The 19,658-nt window shown below is 49.3% G+C and carries 18 protein-coding genes and 3 tRNA genes; 18 read left to right on the top strand and 3 right to left on the bottom strand.

Annotated features, from left to right (window positions below):
- The first annotated feature begins 90 nt into the window (after positions 1 to 90).
- The 5 genes from GY634_RS14385 (at position 91) to GY634_RS14365 (ending at position 4,636) form a co-directional block, all read left to right on the top strand.
- A complete protein-coding gene (locus tag GY634_RS14385; protein ID WP_166409424.1) occupies positions 91 to 1,293 on the top strand; it encodes an ABC transporter substrate-binding protein in 1,203 nt (400 codons plus the stop codon).
- An 86-nt stretch (positions 1,294 to 1,379) separates the two neighbouring features.
- Positions 1,380 to 2,264 (top strand): branched-chain amino acid ABC transporter permease, encoded by an 885-nt coding sequence (locus tag GY634_RS14380; protein WP_166409423.1) that lies wholly within the window; start codon positions 1,380 to 1,382, stop codon positions 2,262 to 2,264.
- Complete coding sequence (locus GY634_RS14375) at positions 2,261 to 3,214, top strand: branched-chain amino acid ABC transporter permease (protein ID WP_166409422.1); 954 nt, start codon at positions 2,261 to 2,263, stop codon at positions 3,212 to 3,214. The genes GY634_RS14380 and GY634_RS14375 overlap by 4 nt, the downstream gene beginning before the upstream one ends.
- Positions 3,192 to 3,908, top strand: a complete 717-nt coding sequence (locus GY634_RS14370) for an ABC transporter ATP-binding protein (protein ID WP_166409421.1) — start codon at positions 3,192 to 3,194, stop codon at positions 3,906 to 3,908. Before GY634_RS14375 ends, GY634_RS14370 begins: the two co-directional genes overlap by 23 nt.
- Positions 3,909 to 3,910: 2 nt before the next feature.
- Complete coding sequence (locus GY634_RS14365) at positions 3,911 to 4,636, top strand: ABC transporter ATP-binding protein (protein ID WP_166409420.1); 726 nt, start codon at positions 3,911 to 3,913, stop codon at positions 4,634 to 4,636.
- Here GY634_RS14365 and GY634_RS14360 read toward each other — a convergent pair.
- Positions 4,631 to 6,895: an FUSC family protein gene (locus tag GY634_RS14360; protein WP_166409419.1), complete on the bottom strand. Its 2,265-nt coding sequence runs from the start codon at positions 6,893 to 6,895 to the stop codon at positions 4,631 to 4,633. The two genes, GY634_RS14365 and GY634_RS14360, sit on opposite strands and share 6 nt — an antisense overlap.
- Positions 6,896 to 6,939: 44 nt before the next feature.
- Positions 6,940 to 7,140: a hypothetical protein gene (locus GY634_RS14355; RefSeq protein WP_166409418.1), complete on the bottom strand. Its 201-nt coding sequence runs from the start codon at positions 7,138 to 7,140 to the stop codon at positions 6,940 to 6,942.
- A gap of 176 nt (positions 7,141 to 7,316) precedes the next feature.
- Between GY634_RS14355 and ilvB the strand changes: the two genes are divergently transcribed.
- From ilvB to pssA, 4 genes are all read left to right on the top strand, one after another.
- Entirely contained in the window at positions 7,317 to 9,053 is a 1,737-nt protein-coding gene (ilvB, locus tag GY634_RS14350; RefSeq protein WP_166409417.1) for a biosynthetic-type acetolactate synthase large subunit, read from the top strand.
- Positions 9,050 to 9,541, top strand: a complete 492-nt coding sequence (ilvN, locus tag GY634_RS14345; RefSeq protein WP_135861471.1) for an acetolactate synthase small subunit — start codon at positions 9,050 to 9,052, stop codon at positions 9,539 to 9,541. Before ilvB ends, ilvN begins: the two co-directional genes overlap by 4 nt.
- 50 nt (positions 9,542 to 9,591) lie before the next feature.
- A complete protein-coding gene (gene ilvC / locus GY634_RS14340) occupies positions 9,592 to 10,608 on the top strand; it encodes a ketol-acid reductoisomerase (RefSeq protein ID WP_166409416.1) in 1,017 nt (338 codons plus the stop codon).
- A gap of 153 nt (positions 10,609 to 10,761) precedes the next feature.
- Positions 10,762 to 11,526 carry a CDP-diacylglycerol--serine O-phosphatidyltransferase gene (gene pssA, locus GY634_RS14335; RefSeq protein ID WP_166409415.1) on the top strand — a complete coding sequence of 255 codons (765 nt, stop codon included), beginning with the start codon at positions 10,762 to 10,764 and terminating at the stop codon, positions 11,524 to 11,526.
- Here pssA and GY634_RS14330 read toward each other — a convergent pair.
- Positions 11,523 to 12,032 carry a hypothetical protein gene (locus tag GY634_RS14330; protein ID WP_166409414.1) on the bottom strand — a complete coding sequence of 170 codons (510 nt, stop codon included), beginning with the start codon at positions 12,030 to 12,032 and terminating at the stop codon, positions 11,523 to 11,525. The genes pssA and GY634_RS14330 overlap by 4 nt on opposite strands.
- A 174-nt stretch (positions 12,033 to 12,206) precedes the next feature.
- Here GY634_RS14330 and rpsO point away from each other — a divergent pair, with 174 nt between their 5' ends.
- The 9 genes from rpsO (at position 12,207) to GY634_RS14285 (ending at position 19,406) form a co-directional block, all read left to right on the top strand.
- Complete coding sequence (rpsO, locus tag GY634_RS14325; RefSeq protein WP_135861467.1) at positions 12,207 to 12,473, top strand: 30S ribosomal protein S15; 267 nt, start codon at positions 12,207 to 12,209, stop codon at positions 12,471 to 12,473.
- 92 nt (positions 12,474 to 12,565) lie between these two features.
- A complete protein-coding gene (gene pnp, locus GY634_RS14320; RefSeq protein WP_166409413.1) occupies positions 12,566 to 14,725 on the top strand; it encodes a polyribonucleotide nucleotidyltransferase in 2,160 nt (719 codons plus the stop codon).
- 228 nt (positions 14,726 to 14,953) lie between these two features.
- Positions 14,954 to 15,043 (top strand) — tRNA-Ser (locus tag GY634_RS14315).
- Between the two features lie 14 nt (positions 15,044 to 15,057).
- Positions 15,058 to 15,144 (top strand) — tRNA-Leu (locus GY634_RS14310).
- Positions 15,145 to 15,237: 93 nt separating this feature from the next.
- Positions 15,238 to 16,212, top strand: a complete 975-nt coding sequence (locus tag GY634_RS14305) for an NAD(P)H-quinone oxidoreductase (RefSeq protein ID WP_166409412.1) — start codon at positions 15,238 to 15,240, stop codon at positions 16,210 to 16,212.
- Positions 16,213 to 16,348: 136 nt separating this feature from the next.
- Positions 16,349 to 17,092 (top strand): triose-phosphate isomerase, encoded by a 744-nt coding sequence (gene tpiA / locus GY634_RS14300; RefSeq protein ID WP_166409411.1) that lies wholly within the window; start codon positions 16,349 to 16,351, stop codon positions 17,090 to 17,092.
- A 16-nt stretch (positions 17,093 to 17,108) separates the two neighbouring features.
- Complete coding sequence (gene secG, locus GY634_RS14295) at positions 17,109 to 17,585, top strand: preprotein translocase subunit SecG (RefSeq protein ID WP_166409410.1); 477 nt, start codon at positions 17,109 to 17,111, stop codon at positions 17,583 to 17,585.
- A 132-nt stretch (positions 17,586 to 17,717) separates the two neighbouring features.
- Positions 17,718 to 17,802: transfer RNA gene (locus GY634_RS14290), tRNA-Leu, on the top strand.
- 446 nt (positions 17,803 to 18,248) lie between these two features.
- Complete coding sequence (locus tag GY634_RS14285) at positions 18,249 to 19,406, top strand: porin (protein ID WP_166409409.1); 1,158 nt, start codon at positions 18,249 to 18,251, stop codon at positions 19,404 to 19,406.
- The last annotated feature ends 252 nt before the right edge of the window (positions 19,407 to 19,658 follow it).

The raw sequence follows: 19,658 nt of genomic DNA, 5'->3' as shown, positions 1-19,658 counted from the left end.
CTGTGTCAGTTCTTCACTCTGTATTATTTTTCACGCCATTACGTTCCTGTCGTGGTGTAAGGCATCAAAAATAAAATGTGGAGAGACAACATGCGAGTAGTAAAAAAGATAAGTGTGGGTGCGCTAGCGTTATCGCTGGCAGCGGCTGGTTTTTCTATGCCTGTATTTGCCCAAGTTAAAGTGGGGGTGATCAATAGCACGTCAGGGGCTTTTTCGGCCTTCGGTCAGCGTTATCAAACCGGTATGGAAGTAGCGCTGGAAGAGATCAACGCGGCAGGTGGTATTAACGGTGAAATGCTAGAGCTAGTGGTGCAGGATGACCGTTCAGAAGCGCAAAGTGCTTTGGCGGCAGTGGAGTCCATGAAAAACCAAGGTATTCCGCTGGTGATTGGGTCGTATGCATCGTCTATTACTGGGCCCATGGCTAGGCTAATGACGCGTCAAAAAATGCCGTTGATTGTGCTGGGTAGTGCGGATGACAGCATTACCAACCCCGGTTCACCTTGGGTGTTTAGAGCCAAGCATAACTCCACGATTGTGGCAAATACGTATTTTGATTTTTTCGACAGCCTGCGTGAAAAAGACCCTGATGGGCTAAAAAACGTCGCGATTTTGCATGGTAATGGTGCATGGCCTACCTCGTTGGCGGAAGAAGGAAAGCGCCAGATAGACAAACGAGGTTATAGCTTGACGGCATCACAGGCTTACGACCAAGGTACCACTGATTTTAGACCGATTTTGAACCGCTTCAGATCGGCCAATCCCGATATTCTTTACATCGTTTCGTATGCGGAAGACGGCGTAGCCATTACCCGTCAGATGAAAGAAGTAGGGCTAAATGCCAAAATTATTTCCTTGGATACGTCTTCCTCATTGCCTAGTTATATCGAGCAGGTAGGGGACTTGGCTGATTACGTGGTGTCTACAGTCAGTTGGAGTAAAGACGTGAAGTACGACGGCGCGGCAGAGCTAGAGGAACGTCTGCGTGCTAAGGCTAAGGGCGAGCCCTCTTTCTATGAGGCCGAAGGTTACTTGGCGGTGAGAGTAGCAGCAGATGCGTTGCAGCGTGCGAAGAGCAAAGAGCCAGAAGACATTCGTCAAGCTTTGGCAGAAACCAATCTAACCACACCTGTCACCACCGTGACATTTGAAGATTGGGGTGCGTTTAAAGGTCAAAACCCTATTCGTAGCCTAATCCTGCAAATTCAAGATGGTAAACACGTGACCGTCTTCCCTGAGGATTTGGCTGCACAAGCACCTCAATACCCCACTCCCGCTTGGGATCAGCGTTAAGACTATGACGCACAAGCTCGTAGCAGAGCTTGTGCGCACTGCGGTGTTTCCAGTATCTGTCTGTCGTAAGGACGGAGGAGTTGTAGATGTTTGATTGGGTTTCATTAATACAGAACCTTTCTAACGGTGTGTTAATAGGTTCTGTGTATGCCTTGATAGGCATTGGGCTCACACTGATTTTTGGTGTGATGCGGGTGATTAACTTCGCGCACGGCGACTTTGTGGTCTTAGGGATGTATGTGGCCGTGCTGATGAGCGGATTATTAGGATGGGATCCGTACTTTTCGCTGGTGGTCGCCTTACCTTTAGGCTTTGTGTTGGGCAGCTTAGTGCAAAAGGTAATTCTGGCACGCATTATTGATGCGCCGCCTGAAACCAGTATGTTGGCGACCTTGGGCGTGTCATTGGTGATTGCGAACGTGCTGCTGCTGGGATTTGGTGGCGATCCGCAATCTGTGCATGTCAGTTATGCCTCAAGCACCTTGCCGGTGGGGTCGGTAAATCTGTCCATGGTGCTATTGCTGGCAGGCTTGGCGACAGTGATGGTCACTATTGCGTTATATGCCTTGTTGAATCACACCGAGTTGGGTAGGGCGATTCGAGCTACTGCAGAGAATCGCTTAGGTGCTGAATTGGTGGGTGTAGATACACGTAAGGTGCAATCTGTTGTGTTTGGGTTGGGTGTGGCGCTGGCCTTAACGGCTGGTGTGGCATTGATTCCTATGCTGTATGCCACGCCAACGGTGACCGGGCCGTTGTTCACCCTCAAGGCTTTTGTAGTCACGGTGCTAGGAGGTTTAGGCAATATTGGCGCTGCCATCGCAGGTGGTTTAGTGCTGGGTATTGTAGAAATTTTAGGTGCTTCGTATCTGTCTTCCGAGTACAGGGATGTATACGGGTTGATTGTGTTCCTAGCGGTGTTGCTGTTTAAACCCGAAGGGCTCTTTGGTAAGTCGGTGAAGCGAGTATGAGAAAGCACTATTTAATTCTGATCGCACTGATGGTTGTGGCAGCGTTGTATCCGGTGGTATCGCCGGTATACCTCACCGTCGCTATCAGTATCTTTTTATTTATTGGCTGGGCAACGGCTTGGGATTTGTTGGGAGGATGGGCCGGGCAGGTAAGCTTAGGTCACGTGAGCTTTGTGGGCATAGGCGCGTATGTCGTGGCAGTAGGAGTAGAGCACTACCATTTGCCATTGTGGTTATGTGTGCTGCTAGCCATGCTGTTTTCGGCGATGTTGGCGTACTGCTGGGGGCGATTAACCTTCAGGCTTAGTGGCCCGTACTTTACGTTGTCTACGATTGCGATTGCCGAGACCTTGCGTCTGATTGCCATTAATGAAACCTGGCTTACCGGTGGTGCTACAGGGGTGTTTATCACCGAACTACCAGAGCCTTTTGGTATAGATCTGTTTGAGAAATGGAATCAATACTACATGGCGCTACTGTTTGCGGGCTTATGCATTGCAACGGTGATGTTCATTTCTCGTCGTAAGTTTGGCTACGAGCTGCGTGCCATACGTGAGGATGAGCAATCGGCGATGGCGGCGGGTATTAATCCCACTAAAGTGAAGTTGCGAGCCTTTATGTTGTCAGCCATGTTGACGGCTTTAGGTGGATGTATTTACGGCATCTTTTTGTCCTTTATGGAGCCGCACGTGATGTTCGGCTTGTTGATGTCCATACAGATAGCACTAACAGCCATTATTGGTGGTAGGGGCACGATCTGGGGGCCGGCAGTAGGTGCGGTACTGCTTATTGTGTCTGGCGAGGTATTCCGTACTACCTTTGCTCAAGCCAATATGCTGGTTTATGGGTTGTTAATTCTTTTGGTGATCTTGTTTTTCCCACGAGGTTTGGTGGGCGAACTCGTACGCAACATGGTTCGGAGGGGTTATGCACGCCGCACTCAAAGCTGAAAATATTACGGTGCGTTTTGGTGGCGTGGTAGCCGTCAATAATGTCAGTCTGCATTTACCCGAAGGTGGTGTGTTGGGGTTGATTGGCCCTAACGGGGCAGGGAAAACCACATTATTTAATGCCATCACAGGTTTTGTACCAGTGGCCGAAGGAAAGGTGCATTACTACCAAACGGATGTCACGCATTTACCTCCCTATAAGCGCACAGCATTAGGGATGGGGCGTACCTTTCAAACAGAGCGCCCATTTGAAGGCTTAACGGTGTTGGAAAACGTGTTGGTCGCAGCCTTCTTACGTAGTGCAAACCGACGTGAAGCCGAAGACATCGCACTGGCTGCGTTAGAAAAAGTGGGTTTGGCCGATAGGGCTTATCAGCCAGCATCAGATTTAAACCTAGCAAGGCTGCGTAGGTTGGAGTTGGCTAAAGCCTTGGCGACTCAACCTAAAGTGCTGTTTTTAGATGAGATCATGGCAGGGCTTAACCCGCCTGCTTTGCACGACATGATTGTGTTCTTACGCTCACTCACTGATTCTGGTATTTCTATTCTGATGGTGGAACACATTATGGAAGCCATCATTGAACTGTCTGACCATGTGTTAGTGCTAGCGAGTGGTAACTTAATTGCTGAGGGTAAGCCGCGAGATGTGGTGGCTGATCCACGGGTGATTGATGCGTATTTGGGGACGGACTAACAATGCAAACACAACATGAAACAGTCCTAAGCGTACGCAACGCCGATTTAGGTTACGGCACACTACAAGTGGTGTTTGATGTCAGCCTAGAGGTAAAGCGGGGCGAGCTTATTGGTTTGGTGGGGGGCAACGGTAGTGGCAAATCCACCATGCTGCGCGCCGTGTCCGGCATGATCAAACCCATGGCTGGCGAAATTTTGTTTAATGGGCAATCCATTGCGGGTTTACAGCCCCATCAAACCGCCAGAATGGGGCTTGCTCACGTTCCTATGGGTAGGCAGTTATTTCCCAATTTAAGCGTGAAAGAAAACCTGTTGATGGGAGCGTATTTACCGCATTTGCGGGCTACGCGGGATCAGCGCCTAGAAGAGGTGACTGCGCTATTTCCTGACTTGAAAAAATACGAGTCCAGTTTGGCGGGGGCATTATCGGGTGGGCAGCAGCAAATGGTGGCTATTGGCCGTGCGCTTATGCTTGATCCCATCATGCTGATTATGGATGAGCCCAGTATTGGCTTGTCGCCACTGTACGTAAAGGAGGTGATGAAGGCTATACGTAAAGTGGCGGATACTGGTTTGCCTGTATTGCTGGTGGAGCAAAATATCAAACAGGTGTTACGAGTCAGCGACCGCACCTACGTGTTGGAAAATGGTCGTCTGGTACTAGAGGGCACCTCCGAGGAGCTAGAGGGCCATCCGGTTATTCGTAAAGCGTATCTGGGCTTATGATGCCGTAAGCAGGGGTTGGGTCGTGCTGGCATGGTCTAACCCCTTCATGTCTTGTTGTATTAACTGCGATGCTTTGATCATCTGGCGAAGGGGGTAGGCAAGCATAGCAAGCTCCCCTTCGGTTTCCAGCGTAGGCGTAGTGTTTTCTACCGGTTGATCATGCAAAATACCTTGTATGGCGGTAATGGCTTGCTGAATACCGGGTGGAATGCTTTCTACTGTGGCGAGCAGCGGGATACTGGCGCTGATTTGCGATGCCAATACATGGTTTTGAATGAGTAGGTTATTGAATAACGCTACATCACGTTGGCGGTTAGCGGGTTCATCCATCATTCGATAAAAGCCCGAGGCAAAGTTATCAAATGAAATATAGACCTGCCGTTTCGCTAACTGCCATTGTGTTTCGGCTTCCGCTAATTGCGCGCCCATCGCAGCATCCACGGGTTCGCTGTCAGGGTTAGCGGCGTGCAGTTGTACGGCCTGCTGGTAATGACGGTTAAGCTCGGCATATTGCAACCCAGTGGTCAGGTAGTGCATGTTTGCTTGCTGTGCTTCGCGAGCAAAACTGCTCATAGAGCTAGCTTCCCACTTAGGCAGAACGTAACTGCATAACAGCGCAATGGCACACCCAATTAAGGTGTCTATAAAGCGTTCGCTAATCACAAACGTGCTGCTGGCGTAGAGGAACTGAAACGAAATTAACGCAGATATGGTCAGGAATGCGGCTGAGAGCAAGTAATGCAATTGCACTAAGCTTTTACCCATCACGTAAGCTACCAGCAAGGCAATGAAATAAAACTCTTTGTTTTCTGTCACGCTAAACAGAATGAAGGTCAGCAAGCAGCCTAGTGCTGTGCCGCCTAAACGCCAAGTGTTGCGCTGTTTGGTTTGTGCAAAGCCTGGTTTCAAAATCACCAGGATGGTCAGAATAATCCAGTTACTTTGGTTAGCAAGTGAATTGATGGGTTCTGATGCGTCGGTGAAATAAGCGGCTAACGCAGGAATGGCGAGGGCCAGCATGGCGGCTACTGTTACACGAATGGCATAACGGAAGCTGGATGAACTCAGTCGTAGGTTGCTACGCAATAGTCCTATCTGTATTTCTTCACGCGACAAAAAGCGGCTTAGGGATTTTTCCAAATACTGATCTAGCGGGATGTCGGTGCCAGCACGCTTGGTGTTGGCGGCCATATGGTCTATGGTTTGTTTGGCCACGCGCAGTCTACGCAGTACTTGCAGCAATAGCCCGTATAGCTCGGGGTCTTGTTGCTGCATGCCTTTTTGTTTGTAGCGCTCTAGCTCATATTCCATGGCTCGTATTTCAGCTTTAACACTAATACGCTGCACGGTTTTTTTGCGTCTGGATACGTTTAACGCAATACGCACAACCTCGGCTGATTGTTTTTGTAGTGCGTCATGGGCAAACTCCATGAAGTCGCTTTCACCCAGTTTGCGACGCAAGGTGTGGTAGTCGGTGTGTGTAGCGACGAGGGTGTCTAGCAGCGCCACCATGTTGGTGTACAAAAAGAGCAGGGTGGTGCGGTCTTGGTCGCCTCGACTTTTTAACTCTTTAGGCAGTTCGCGCAGCACCATGTCTCGGGCGGCTTGTTGTAGCTCGGCCATGCTGGATTGCGCTTTAATGAGGTCGCGATAGGTCGCATCTAAATCTGAATGTACATCATAGAATTTAGAGCGTGCCAGCATGTACTTGGCGGTGGCATGCAAGGCCATAGATAGGGTTCGGCGCTCTTCACCTAACCACAGCAAACGTCTAAACAGTAGGCTGAACGCAAAATAGAACAAGCCGCCAGTAAACGAAAACAGCGTGTGCAGCAGTACGGTATCGTCAGAGGTGGGTTCACGCAGGCTTAATGTCATCAGTAGCAAGCATGCAAAGCCAATTAAGCCGCCGCGTGGGCCATACACGTTCAGCATGGAAAAGAAGAAGCACAGTATGGGGACTAGAATCCATGTGCCCCATAATGATCCCGCCGCAAAGGTGGTTAAGGCTACCGTAATGGTGCCTAGCGCAATACCGCCCAGCATTTCGTTGGTGCGATAACGTTTTGGACCGCCAGGTTGGTCGATAACCGCCACGCATAGCGCACCCATTGAGGCAATAATCCCCATGCTGTAGAGCTGGAAACCTCCCCCCAACACAATCACAGGCAGCAAAATGCCGGCCGCCTGCCGCAGGCCACCTAGTAAGTAATGGCTATAGAGAAAGCGCTGTAGTTGTGGGAGGAAAATGCTGTTCATAGTGTGGTTTTACATGCAGATTTATCAGTATAAGATGCCCAACCTTAACTGTGGGGGAAGATAATTTGCGCTTTACCAACAATTGCAGTTGATTGCCATTTGGCAACAGGGTAAAGTACCTGATGCCCTAGCTCATCCGCTGGGGCAGTAGGGCTCTTTGCACGGGTCATCAACCCGTTTTTTTGCGCCTTTTTATTTGTTGCTGGCCGCGCCACAAGCGTGTGATGCCAGGACTTCCATTTCATGCTATCGCGTTTGTACGCAAGTGCTACTTTCCGAAAGAGTGCAGGTCAAGCAGTAGTGTGTCTGGGTGGCGTGGTCCCGTGGGTCATAAAGCGCCAGATCATGTTGCTGTATTTGGCTGAGACTCCGGCTTAAGTGCCAGTCGGGGAGTTAGTGCAAGACTGAAAGGAATTTCATAATGGAACTCAATGGCGCAGATATAGTTGTGCGCACGCTGGCTGACGAAGGCGTTGAACACGTTTTCGGCTATCCCGGTGGTGCCGTACTATACATCTACGATGCAATTTTTAAGCAGGACAAATTCCGCCATATTTTGGTGCGTCACGAGCAAGCAGCTGTGCACGCGGCGGATGCCTATTCTCGTTCCTCCAACAAAGTTGGTGTGGCGCTGGTAACCAGTGGCCCAGGTCTGACGAATGCTGTAACAGGTATCGCAACGGCCTACATGGACTCCATCCCTATGGTGGTGATCAGTGGTCAGGTTGGTTCTCAGGCAATAGGTGAAGATGCTTTTCAAGAATGTGATGCAATAGGTATTACGCGTCCTTGCGTGAAGCACAACTTTTTAGTGCGTGACGTAAGAGAACTGGCTGATACGATTCGCAAAGCGTTTTATATCGCGACTACAGGCCGTCCAGGCCCTGTATTGGTCGATATTCCAAAAGATATCACTGCAGCAATGGCTCGCTACACGCCTAAGCGTGGCGAGGTAAAAATGCGTTCCTACATGCCTGTATCAAAAGGGCATCAGGGGCAAATCAAAAAAGCGGTGCAGATGCTGGCAGCAGCCGAGCGTCCCATGATCTACGTGGGCGGCGGTGCTATTTTGGATAATGCATCCGAAGAAGTTAAACAATTAGTCGAGCTAAGTGGTGCGCCTTGTACTACTACGCTGATGGCTCTGGGTGCGTACCCAGGTAATAGCGATCAGTACGTAGGTATGCCAGGTATGCACGGTACCTATGAAGCGAACATGGCGATGCAGCACAGTGATGTGTTGATTGCTGTGGGTGCGCGTTTCGATGACCGCGTTATTGCGAATCCTCGTCACTTCATGCAAGTACCTCGCAAAATTGTTCACATTGATATTGATCCTTCCTCCATTTCCAAGCGTGTGAAAGTGGATGTGCCTATCGTGGGCAGCGTTAAGGAAGTTCTGCAAGAGTTTAATGAGCAATATGCTCAAGCTCGCTCCTCATCCGCTAAGAGCAAAACTGCTCTGGAGCAATGGTGGAAGCAGATCAACGTTTGGCGCGAGAAGAAATGCCTAGTCTACAAACCTTCTGACGAAGTTATTAAACCTCAGTCAGTGGTAGAGGCTCTGTGGGAAGTTACCGGCGGCGACGCTTTTGTGACTTCTGACGTGGGTCAACACCAAATGTGGGCGGCACAATACTACCGTTTCAATAAACCACGTCGTTGGTTGAACTCGGGTGGCTTGGGTACGATGGGTGTGGGCCTGCCTTACGCTATGGGCGTGCAGATGGCTAACCCCGATGCGGATGTGGCGGTCATTACTGGTGAAGCATCTATTCAGATGAACATCCAAGAATTGTCCACATGTTTGCAATATCGTATGACACCTAAGTTGCTGTGTTTGAACAACCGCAGTCTGGGTATGGTGCGTCAGTGGCAGGAAATCGATTACGGCTCCCGTTATTCGGAATCCTACATGGATGCGTTGCCTGACTTCGTGAAGTTGGTTGAGAGTTACGGCCACGTTGGTATGCGTATTGATAAACCTGCGGATGTGAAGCCTGCCATTCAAGAGGCCTTCACTAAACACAAAAACCGCTTGGTATTCATGGACTTCATCACCGATAAAACAGAAAACGTCTGGCCTATGGTCAAGGCGGGTAAAGGTTTAACGGAAATGTTGTTGTGTGCAGAAGATCTCAAAGGAGAGGAATTATGAAACACGTGATTTCCATCCTGCTTGAAAACGAACCAGGCGCGTTGTCGCGTGTGGTGGGTTTGTTTTCTGCGCGTGGCTACAACATTGAAACCTTAACTGTGGCACCTACTGAAGACGCAACGTTGTCTAGGATGACGATTGTGACCATAGGTCCCGATGAGGTGATTGAGCAAATTACCAAACATTTGAACCGTCTTGTTGATGTGGTGAAAGTGGTGGATCTTTCCGAAGGCCCGCACGTTGAGCGTGAGCTGATGCTCATCAAAGTGCGCGCGGTAGGTAAAGAGCGCGAAGAAATCAAACGTATGGCTGACATTTTCCGTGGCAGCATCATTGATGTGACTGACAAAACCTACACGATTGAGCTGACTGGAGTGCAGGAGAAAATCTCTGCCTTCATCAATGCACTGGATCGCAGTTCCATTTTGGAAACAGTACGAACCGGTGTGTCAGGCATTAGCCGTGGTGAGCGGGTTTTGAAGGTTTAACTTTATTAAATTAAAACGCCACAAGGCGACAAAAATTTGGAGCAGATTCCATGAAAGTTTTTTACGACAAAGATTGTGACCTTTCCTTGATCAAAGGTCGTACAGTTACCATTATCGGTTACGGCTCACAAGGCCACGCTCACGCACTAAACCTGCATGAGTCAGGTGTGAATGTAGTGGTTGGTTTGCGTAAAGGCGGTGCTTCTTGGAGCAAAGCTGAAGGCGCTGGCCTGAAAGTGATGGAAGTGGCTGAGGCCGTGAAAATCGCTGATGTAGTAATGATCTTGTTGCCAGACGAGAACATTGCTGAAGTGTACCGTACACAAGTTGCTGAAAACATTCGTCCAGGCGCTGCATTGGCATTCGCTCACGGCTTTAACGTTCACTACGGCCAAGTTGTGCCACGTGACGATATCGACGTGATCATGGTTGCTCCTAAAGCTCCAGGCCACACAGTACGTGGTACATACCGCCAAGGTGGTGGTGTTCCTCACCTGATCGCTGTGTACCAAGACAAAACTGGTGCAGCTCGTGATGTAGCGTTGTCCTACGCAAGCGCTAACGGTGGTGGTCGTGCTGGTATTATCGAAACAAACTTCCGCGAAGAAACAGAAACTGACTTGTTCGGTGAGCAAGCTGTTCTGTGTGGTGGTGCTGTTGAGCTGATCAAAGCTGGTTTCGATACATTGGTTGAAGCTGGTTATGCGCCTGAAATGGCGTACTTCGAGTGCTTGCACGAACTGAAATTGATCGTTGACCTGATCTACGAAGGCGGTATCGCTAACATGAACTACTCCATCTCCAACAACGCGGAGTTTGGTGAGTACGAAACAGGTCCTAAGATCATTACTGACGAAACACGTAAAGCAATGCGTGAAGTTCTGGCCGACATCCAAAATGGAGTTTACGCTAAAAACTTCATCTTGGAGCACACTGCTGGTGCCCCAACATTGACATCGCGTCGTCGTATCAATGCTGAGTCTCAGATTGAGCAAGTGGGCGAACAATTGCGTGCAATGATGCCTTGGATTGCAGCCAACAAATTGGTTGATAAATCCAAAAACTAAGCATGTGGCGTAACTAACGCCATAAGGCTGGCCTAGGGATCTCCCTGTGCCAGCCTTTTTGTTTTTTGTAATTGGCCATAAGCTGCTAATATCTCATTCTTACCCAGCTGCTTTTAAGCGGTTTCTTTGGTTTTTTTACCTTCAGCTTGAATTATGCCCGGTCGCAATACAGACGAATTACGTCGTCGCAGTATTTACCTTTTACCTAACGCGTTTACTACCGCGAACTTGTTTGCTGGTTTTTATGCCGTCGTGCAGGCCATGAATGGGCGGTTCGAGGTGGCTGCTATAGCCATCTTCTTGGCGATGGTGTTTGATGGTATGGATGGGCGAGTCGCGCGCCTGACTAATACTCAGTCCGCCTTTGGGGAGCAATACGACTCCATGGCAGACTTAACTTCTTTTGGTGTGGCGCCTGCGTTAGTGATGTATGTGTGGGCTCTGCAAGACTTGGGGCGATGGGGTTGGTTGGCCGCCTTTGTGTTTGTTGCGGGTGCAGCCTTACGTCTGGCGCGCTTTAATACCAATATCGCCGTTGTAGATAAACGCTTCTTTCAAGGGTTGCCCAGTCCTGCTGCTGCCGCGTTAATTGCGGGCTTTGTGTGGTTGTCGGTGGATAATAAATTACCGATTTCTACATCGATGCTGCAATGGAGTGCCTTTGCGTTGACCATTTATGCGGGTGTGGCAATGGTCTCTAATGCGCCTTTTTATAGCGGTAAGTCATTTGCGTTAGGTAAAAGTGTCCCGTTTTGGGGGATGCTGTTGCTGGTGCTGTTGTTTGTGTTTGTGTCGTCTGATCCACCGGTGGTGCTGTTTGGTTTGTTTGTGCTGTACGGTTTGTCGGGTTGGGTGGTGATGGCATGGCGCTGGCATCGAGCACGTAGGTTGATTGAGCAGCGCCGAGAAGACATTTAATCCATACCGCGAAATATGCCGTCGTTAATGTCACGGGGGTCAGGGCCAGGATGGTGATGAACCAACTGGCCTTCGTCATTAAAGTACAGGTACATTAGCGAGTTAAACGCACCGCCTTGTTTGTATCGGTAGGACCAGGTGTGATAAGGCTTGCCTTTCCATAACGCTATTTCTTCAACGGCTGGTGGGCCATACCAGCAGGCAATCATGGGGGCCTCCCATGACTGTTGATCCAGTCGCTTAAAGCCTTCGTCTGATAGCATTTGCTGTATAGATACGATGACTTCTTGTTGATCAACTTCAGCCGTCCAGGCGTAGTACCCCATAGGTTGCATAGACCAGTTAACAAGCTGGGGTTGAGTGTTTGAGCAACGTTGTGTGGGGGTGCCGTATTCGTTGATGGCGGTCTGTAAGGGGGTGCCGGGAGGTACATTGCTTAGGCTGGTGCAGCCTGCAGCGAGCAGAGCTAAAAGCGTCATGCAGGGGAGGGCGGTAAAGCGTGGCATTTTTAGTACTTCCTGTGGTGGTTGCAGCGAATTAATTGGCTGCTGCGCTAAACGAACTTACGCGTTTAGGGGTTTTGCTATATAATTCCAGATTGTTTTGCGTAAGCAAAGTGTTTTTGCTGATGACACGATAGGGCTCCTCGGTTCTATCGCAAGTTATTTGAGGATAATGTTATGACAGTAGTAGTTAAAAAAACCGAAATCGTTTCGGAATACCAACGTAAAGCCGGTGATACTGGTTCTCCAGAAGTGCAAGTAGCACTGCTTTCGGCTCGTATTGCTCATTTGACAGAGCACTTCAAAACCCACGTTAAAGATCACCACTCACGTCGTGGTCTGCTGCGTATGGTTAGCCGTCGCCGTAAACTGTTGGATTACTTGAAAGATCGTAAGCCTGACGCTTACCGTGCGTTGATCGAAAGACTCGGTCTGCGTAAGTAATATGACGGGGCATGCCCCGCACGAAATAACCGTGCTTGCTGCAAGAAACCTCTTGCGGTACGCACGGTTTTTTATTGTAAGGAACGTAGTGAATGTTCAATAAAGTCACAAAAAAATTCCAGTACGGCGCACATGAAGTTGTGCTGGAAACGGGTGAAATTGCGCGGCAGGCATCAGGTGCCGTGCTTGTTTCTGTTGAGGATACCGTTATTTTGGCAACCGTTGTTGGTGCTAAAAAAGCTAAAGCTGGTCAGGATTTCTTTCCTTTGACCGTTGATTACGTAGAGAAAACCTACGCTGCTGGACGTATTCCAGGTGGTTTCTTTAAACGTGAAGGCAAGCCTTCAGAGCGTGAGACATTGACATCACGCCTGATCGACCGTCCTTTGCGTCCGTTGTTCCCAGAGGGTTTTTACAACGAAGTTCAAATCATCATTCACGCGCTGTCGGTTAATCCTGAGATTGACCCTGTTATCCCTGCGTTGATTGGTGCATCAGCTGCGTTGGCTATTTCTGGTATCCCATTCAATGGCCCTGCTGGTGCAGCGCGTGTGGGTTATGTAGATGGTCAGTACGTACTGAACCCAACTACAGCTCAAACCGAGCAATCCAAGTTGGACTTGGTTGTAGCGGGTACAGAGGCCGCTGTGTTGATGGTTGAGTCTGATGCTCAGCAATTGTCTGAAGAAGTAATGTTGGGCGCGATTGCCTTTGGTCACGAGCAAATGCAAAACGTGATCAATGCTATTCATGAGTTGGTTGAAGAGGCCGGCAAACCCGAATGGGATTGGCAGCCAGAGCCAGCTAACGAAGCGTTGATCAGTGCTGTGCGTGCTGTTGCTTTTGATCAGTTGAAAGAAGCCTACCAAATCCGTGAAAAGCAAGCGCGTACATTGCGTTTGAAAGAGATCAGTCAATCTGTGAAAGATTCCTTGGCTGCTTCCGCGGAAGAAAAAGGCGAAGCTGCTCCTGATTCTGTGGGTGTTGAAAACATTCTGTTTGATTTCGAGAGCCAGATTGTTCGTAGCCAGATTCTGAATGGCGAGCCACGTATTGATGGTCGCGATACACGTACAGTGCGTCCTATTTCTATCCGTACTGGTGTATTGCCGCGTGCTCACGGTAGCGTGTTGTTTACACGTGGCGAGACGCAGGCATTGGTAGTGGCTACATTGGGGACACGTCAAGACGAGCAGATCATTGACTCAATCATGGGTGAATACCGTGATCGATTCATGTTGCACTACAACTTCCCTCCGTTCGCTACAGGTGAAACCGGTCGATTCGGTGCGCCTAAGCGTCGTGAAATCGGTCACGGTCGTTTGGCTAAACGCGCGTTGGCTCACATGATCCCTCCTGCCGATGAATTCCAATACTCCTTGCGTATTGTGTCTGAAGTGACAGAGTCCAATGGTTCGTCCTCCATGGCAACCGTATGTGGTGGTTCATTGGCAATGATGGATGCTGGTGTGCCAATGACAGATCACGTTGCTGGTGTGGCAATGGGTCTGATCAAAGACGGTGGCAAGTTTGCTGTGTTGACCGACATTCTGGGTGATGAGGATCACCTGGGTGACATGGACTTTAAAGTGGCTGGTACAGAGCATGGTATTACTGCGTTGCAGATGGATATCAAGATTCAAGGTATCACTACTGAGATCATGAATGTGGCGTTGGCCCAAGCTCGCGAAGGCCGACTGCACATTTTGGGTCTGATGAAAACATCCTTGGAAGGTGCGCGTACAGAATTGTCCGCTTTTGCTCCTCGTATGTTGACTGTAAAAATCAACCCAGAAAAAATTCGTGATGTAATCGGTAAAGGCGGTGCTACGATCCGCACACTGACTGAAGAAACTGGTACGCAAATTGATATCGGTGACGACGGTACTATCACCATTTCTAGCGCTGACTTGGAAAAAGCCCAAGAAGCTGAGCGTCGTATTAAAGAAATTACGGCCGAAGTGGAAGTGGGTCAAGAATACGAAGGCCCTGTGCTGCGTATTTTGGACTTCGGTGCCATTGTTCAGGTGTTGCCAGGTAAAGATGGTTTGCTGCATATCTCCGAGATTGCGAACTACCGTATTGCCAACGTTAACGACGTGTTGAAAGTTGGTCAAATCGTGAAGTTCAAAGTCATCGAAGCGGATGATAAAGGCCGTCTGCGTCTGTCTATTAAAGCGCTAGGTGGTATTGAAGCTCAGGGTGGCGAAGCTGCGCCGGTAGCTCCTGAGGTAGATACTGCTGCTGAATAACGCTACGCAGATGTTGCATTACGCTTGATGTAATGCCTAAAAAACCCGGGCCTGGCTATTGTGCTGACCCGGGTTTTTTATGTAAAAGTAAAAACAGCGGTTCTGTTGTTCGTCTTAAGTGGCTTTTCCCGCTTTGGTCGTATACAAAAAGATAAATTTACGGTATAGTTTTCTTCTTTGCTGTATGGGCCAACCTATTGGTGCAGAAACATCAGCAAACTCAAACTTGGAAGCGTGCCAGAGCGGTTGAATGGACTGGTCTTGAAAACCAGCGATGGGGTAACTCATCCGTGAGTTCGAATCTCACCGCTTCCGCCAAAAAAGTTTGTGTGGCATCCATGGCGGAATAGGTAGACGCAAGAGACTTAAAATCTCTCGATCAAACGATCGTCCCGGTTCGATTCCGGGTGGATGCACCAACTCTCTTCTCGTAAGTTCCTCATTATCCTTTTGATTCAGTTCGGGTCATAATAGATCTCTCTGTAGAGCTATGTGCAAGGATAGTAAATACCATGAAAGCTATAGAAATCTCCCAACCGGGTGGCCCCGATGTGTTGAATTGGGTGGATAGGCCTATGCCTGAGCCGGCTGCTGGGCAACTGTTGCTGCGTGTCATTGCGGCGGGTGTCAATAGGCCAGACGTCATGCAGAGAAAGGGTATGTACCCAGCGCCACCGGGGGCTTCGGATATTCCGGGATTAGAGGTGTCCGGTGAGATTGTGGGGGGTGACGTTTCTGCTAGTGCTTATGCTATGGGCGATAAGGTGTGTGCCTTATTGTCGGGTGGTGGCTATGCGCAATATTGCGTGGTGGATGCCGAGCATTGCTTGCCTATTCCGGCAGGTATGGATCCTGTTCATGCGGCGGGTATTCCTGAAACTGCTTTTACGGTCTGGAGCAATATCTTTAATCGTGGTGCGTTAGCAAAAGGCGAATCATTGTTGGTGCATGGTGGTGCGAGCGGTATAGGGACTATGGCCATACAGTTAGCTGTGGCGAGAGGGCATCAAGTGTTTGCAACGGCAGGTAGTGATGAGCGTGTCGCTATTATTAATGCGTTGGGTGCTACGGGCATTAATTACAAAACTCAGATTTTTGAGGATGTGGTGCGTGAAGCCACGGGTGGTCGCGGCGTAGATGTTATTTTGGATATGGTGGCGGGCGACTATATTAATAGGGATATACGTTGCTTGGCGGATGATGGTCGCATCGTCGTGATCGCGTTGCAAGGGGCGCCTAAGGGTGAAGTGAACTTTGCGCAAATGATGTTGCGCCGATTAACGCTTACGGGTTCTACGTTGCGTGCGCGCGATAAGGCCTTTAAAGCGGCATTGGCTGCTCAGGTGCGCGAGAATGTCTGGCCATTACTAGAAAGCGGGGCTGTACAAGTTAAGCTGCATGCCATTTTTGATATGGCGGATGCGGCTCAGGCGCATGCCATGATGGATGCGGGCGAGCAGGTGGGAAAAATCATTCTACGTGCCTAAAGTGGTGTTTGCTGGCTGTGAATTGCTCTGAGGGTGCGAAAAGCGCACAATTATGAAGCGTAAATCCAGCCAACACGCTACAATTATCGGTTGTTTTATTTGTGATGGCCTTTGGGCCTTCAGGTATTAGGGGTCAATGACAAGTACAACTCGCTCTCCTCTTATTATTGGTAACTGGAAAATGAATGCGTCATTAGGCGGCAGCATGGTTTTGCTGCAGGCGTTGGCGCATTACAAAAGCAGCAAAGCCTGTGAGCTGGCTGTTTGTGTACCATTTCCCTATTTGGCTCAAACTCAGGAAGTGCTTGCTGGTTCATTAGTGTCTTGGGGTGCTCAAGATGTTAGTGATCAGCCTCAAGGTGCGTACACTGGCGAGGTTTCTGCAGCGATGCTGCAAGATTTCGCCTGTAAGTGGGTGCTGGTAGGGCACTCTGAGCGCAGGCAGCGTCATGCTGAGTCAGATCAATTGGTGGCTGATAAGGCTGTGCGTGCGTTGGCTTGTGGTATCACTCCCGTATTCTGTGTGGGCGAAAGCGATGCCGAGCACGAAGCGGGTGAGGCGCATGACGTGGTTTTGCGACAGTTGCGACCCTTATTGGATTTGGGCGCAGATGTGGTGAAGCAGGTTGTTGTGGCTTACGAGCCGGTTTGGGCTATAGGTACTGGTAAAAGTGCAACGCCTGAGCAGGCGCAAGCAGTACATGCATTTATACGAGAGTGTTTGAAGCAAAGCGGTGCGGCCGAAGTACGCGTACTATACGGTGGTAGCGTGAATGCAGCGAATGCAAAGAGTTTGTTTGCCATGCCGGATATAGATGGGGCATTGGTGGGTGGTGCGGCACTTAAGGCCGAAGAATTTTTAGCGATAGCGGCGATATAAGCCACGGAGTGATCACATGGAATGGATTCAACCAGTCTTGCAGGCAGTGCAGGTATTGTCTTCACTGACTATTATTGGTTTGGTGTTGTTGCAACAAGGTAAAGGCGCGGACATGGGTTCTGCCTTTGGTAGTGGTTCTGCTGGTAGCGTGTTTGGCGCTGCTGGTGCGGCTAACTTCTTGTCGCGCACAACTAAATATGCGGCTATCGTATTTTTTGTTTCTACAGCGGGTTTGGCGTGGGTGGTTTACAAGCCATCGGCTAAAGCGGAAATCGAATCTGGTGTGATGCAGGGCTTTGAGTCCATCATTCCAGGTATGTCTGCTCCAGCGCCTGCTACGCCAGCTGCGCCTGATGTAAGCGTACCAGTAATTCCAGCAACGCCGGCTCCGGCAGCAAGCGTACCGCAAGCGGTTGAGCCTACAGTTGAGGAAAAAGTAGAGCCAACAGTGGTTGTGCCTGCTGAGGATGCAAAAGAGCCTACGGCAGAGTAATTGCCTGTATTTACTCTCTAAAAAAGGCCGATCAGTGATCGGTCTTTTTGTTTGTGGGGTAATAGATGTATTTATGGCGCAAAAGTACTTGTGCCCGTGGGGGATCGTGCTAGAATAACGATCTTTCTACAAGTCGATGTGGTGGAATTGGTAGACACGCTATCTTGAGGGGGTAGTGGCGCAAGCTGTGCGAGTTCGAGTCTCGCCATCGACACCAAAACATTTAAGCCGGGGTTAGCCCGGTTTTTTTGTGCCTGCTTTTGGCGTGGTGCTGTCGCCGCCGCCCTGTTGTGGTTGGTTGAGTGCTCTTGGATGGGCTGTTGGGGTAAAAGTAAGAAGTAAGTTTTGAATTTGTTACTTCTTTATAAATCAATCGCTTATGCTTGGATGTTAAATTTTTACTTAAATTTATTGATGCCTAAAAGAGAGGGCTTGGTAGGCTGGGGCAAACCCTGTTTTGTTGTGTGGAAGTGACGTTTTTGTCGTGTATAGGCTACAGAAAAGCCACTTTATGCAAGGTAATCGCATCAAACAATAGTCAACGAGACGGAATTTTGATGCAATAGCTCTAACTTCCCATTGCGGAGTTAGAAAGAGCAGTAGCACCTACATGTTGTGAGTGGCTGCTCTGATTTACTCAAAAAATCCACGGAGATTTCATACATGAAAAAGACTCTGCTCGCTGCTGCTTTGATGGCCGGTTTCGCTGGCGTTGCTCAGGCAGAAACTTCCGTAACTCTGTACGGTATCGTTGATACAGGCTTGGGTTACACACAGTTCAAAAACAAAGACACAGACGTTAAAGCAACTCGCACAGGTTTCTACGACGGCGTTCAGTCCGGTAACCGTTGGGGTCTGCGCGGTAGCGAAGATCTGGGCGATGGTCTGCGTGCTGTTTTCACATTGGAAAGCGGTTTCCGTCTGAGCAATGGTGATTTGGCTCAAGGCGAAAACAAACTGTTCGGTCGTGAAGCAACTCTGGGTCTGGCTGGCGACAGCTGGGGTTCCTTGGTATTCGGTCGTCAACAAAACGTAGCTTCCCGCTACATTGGTGACATCGCTAGCCCATTTGGCGATTCCATGGAATTGGCTGCTATCGGTAAAACATTTACCTCCGCAGCAACTGTTCGCGCAGACAACACAGTTGTATACGCAACACCTAACTTCAACGGTTTTGATTTCGCTGTAGGTTACTCCTTCAATGCTAAGGGTGCTCAGCAGTGGAATGTAAAAAACAACCCAGCCTTCATTGATCCAGTTACGGGTGAGTACAATAACCCTAAAGATGATAACGCTAAACTGGTAACAACTGGTTTGCGTTATGCTAACGGTCCTATCGCTGTTGCTGTGTCCTACGACAACCTGAAAGCTTCTGCATGGGATAAATCCATCCAGGCTTGGAACTTGGCTGGTAGCTACGACTTTGAAGTTGTAAAACTGCACCTTGCTTGGGGTCAAGAGCGTAACGGTACATTGGCTACACGTGGTTACGGTGATACAAACACTGTAATGGGCATGGGCTTTGCTGGTGCAACTGAGCAGAAAGACTACAAAACCAACAACTTTGCAGTTGGTGTAAGTGCTCCTGTTGGCGCTGCTGGTAAAGTAATGGCTGGCTGGGCAATGTCCCGCGTTAGCGACAACGACTGGTACGATAGCTACAAAGCTGACAAAAAATCTCAAAACTTGTTCAGCTTGGGTTACACATACAACCTGTCCAAACGTACAAACGTTTACGCAGTTGGTACATACGGTACTGGCTACGCATTCAAAGACGTACGTGCTACACAGGCTATCGTAGGTCTGCGTCACCGCTTCTAATCATGCCGCATGGCATAGCCATGTATCATGATGGCCTGCTTAGTCAGGTCGATGCGAAATGCTTAGGCATGGAAAAGCCACTCTTCGGAGTGGCTTTTTTTGTGCTCAGAATAAACGTAACTTTGTTTTCGATGGCATTGGTATGCTGCTTTGTGATGATGGTGTGTATTAAGTGTTAGTGAGCGTGGGTGCCGGCATGCGTGCTAGACGTTATTGCGCTGATGTGTGGTGGGGGGGGGGGCTTCTTAATGG

The organism is Paenalcaligenes suwonensis (assembly GCF_011290505.1).
GTDB classification, from domain to species: Bacteria; Pseudomonadota; Gammaproteobacteria; order Burkholderiales; family Burkholderiaceae_B; genus Paenalcaligenes; species Paenalcaligenes suwonensis.
Note: the sequence above shows the minus strand (reverse complement) of the source record. Positions and strands in the feature narration are given on the sequence as shown.

What these genes read in the sequence shown, in the direction of transcription:
- ilvC (WP_166409416.1), top strand. Translation starts at nt 9,592, where the DNA reads ATGAAAGTTTTTTACGACAAAGATTGTGACCTTTCCTTGATCAAAGGT.
- GY634_RS14360 (WP_166409419.1), bottom strand. Translation starts at nt 6,895, where the DNA reads ATGAACAGCATTTTCCTCCCACAACTACAGCGCTTTCTCTATAGCCAT.
- GY634_RS14355 (WP_166409418.1), bottom strand. Translation starts at nt 7,140, where the DNA reads ATGAAATGGAAGTCCTGGCATCACACGCTTGTGGCGCGGCCAGCAACA.
- ilvB (WP_166409417.1), top strand. Translation starts at nt 7,317, where the DNA reads ATGGAACTCAATGGCGCAGATATAGTTGTGCGCACGCTGGCTGACGAA.
- GY634_RS14285 (WP_166409409.1), top strand. Translation starts at nt 18,249, where the DNA reads ATGAAAAAGACTCTGCTCGCTGCTGCTTTGATGGCCGGTTTCGCTGGC.
- GY634_RS14330 (WP_166409414.1), bottom strand. Translation starts at nt 12,032, where the DNA reads ATGCCACGCTTTACCGCCCTCCCCTGCATGACGCTTTTAGCTCTGCTC.
- GY634_RS14380 (WP_166409423.1), top strand. Translation starts at nt 1,380, where the DNA reads ATGTTTGATTGGGTTTCATTAATACAGAACCTTTCTAACGGTGTGTTA.
- pnp (WP_166409413.1), top strand. Translation starts at nt 12,566, where the DNA reads ATGTTCAATAAAGTCACAAAAAAATTCCAGTACGGCGCACATGAAGTT.
- GY634_RS14375 (WP_166409422.1), top strand. Translation starts at nt 2,261, where the DNA reads ATGAGAAAGCACTATTTAATTCTGATCGCACTGATGGTTGTGGCAGCG.
- GY634_RS14385 (WP_166409424.1), top strand. Translation starts at nt 91, where the DNA reads ATGCGAGTAGTAAAAAAGATAAGTGTGGGTGCGCTAGCGTTATCGCTG.
- GY634_RS14305 (WP_166409412.1), top strand. Translation starts at nt 15,238, where the DNA reads ATGAAAGCTATAGAAATCTCCCAACCGGGTGGCCCCGATGTGTTGAAT.
- rpsO (WP_135861467.1), top strand. Translation starts at nt 12,207, where the DNA reads ATGACAGTAGTAGTTAAAAAAACCGAAATCGTTTCGGAATACCAACGT.
- secG (WP_166409410.1), top strand. Translation starts at nt 17,109, where the DNA reads ATGGAATGGATTCAACCAGTCTTGCAGGCAGTGCAGGTATTGTCTTCA.
- GY634_RS14370 (WP_166409421.1), top strand. Translation starts at nt 3,192, where the DNA reads ATGCACGCCGCACTCAAAGCTGAAAATATTACGGTGCGTTTTGGTGGC.
- tpiA (WP_166409411.1), top strand. Translation starts at nt 16,349, where the DNA reads ATGACAAGTACAACTCGCTCTCCTCTTATTATTGGTAACTGGAAAATG.
- pssA (WP_166409415.1), top strand. Translation starts at nt 10,762, where the DNA reads ATGCCCGGTCGCAATACAGACGAATTACGTCGTCGCAGTATTTACCTT.
- ilvN (WP_135861471.1), top strand. Translation starts at nt 9,050, where the DNA reads ATGAAACACGTGATTTCCATCCTGCTTGAAAACGAACCAGGCGCGTTG.
- GY634_RS14365 (WP_166409420.1), top strand. Translation starts at nt 3,911, where the DNA reads ATGCAAACACAACATGAAACAGTCCTAAGCGTACGCAACGCCGATTTA.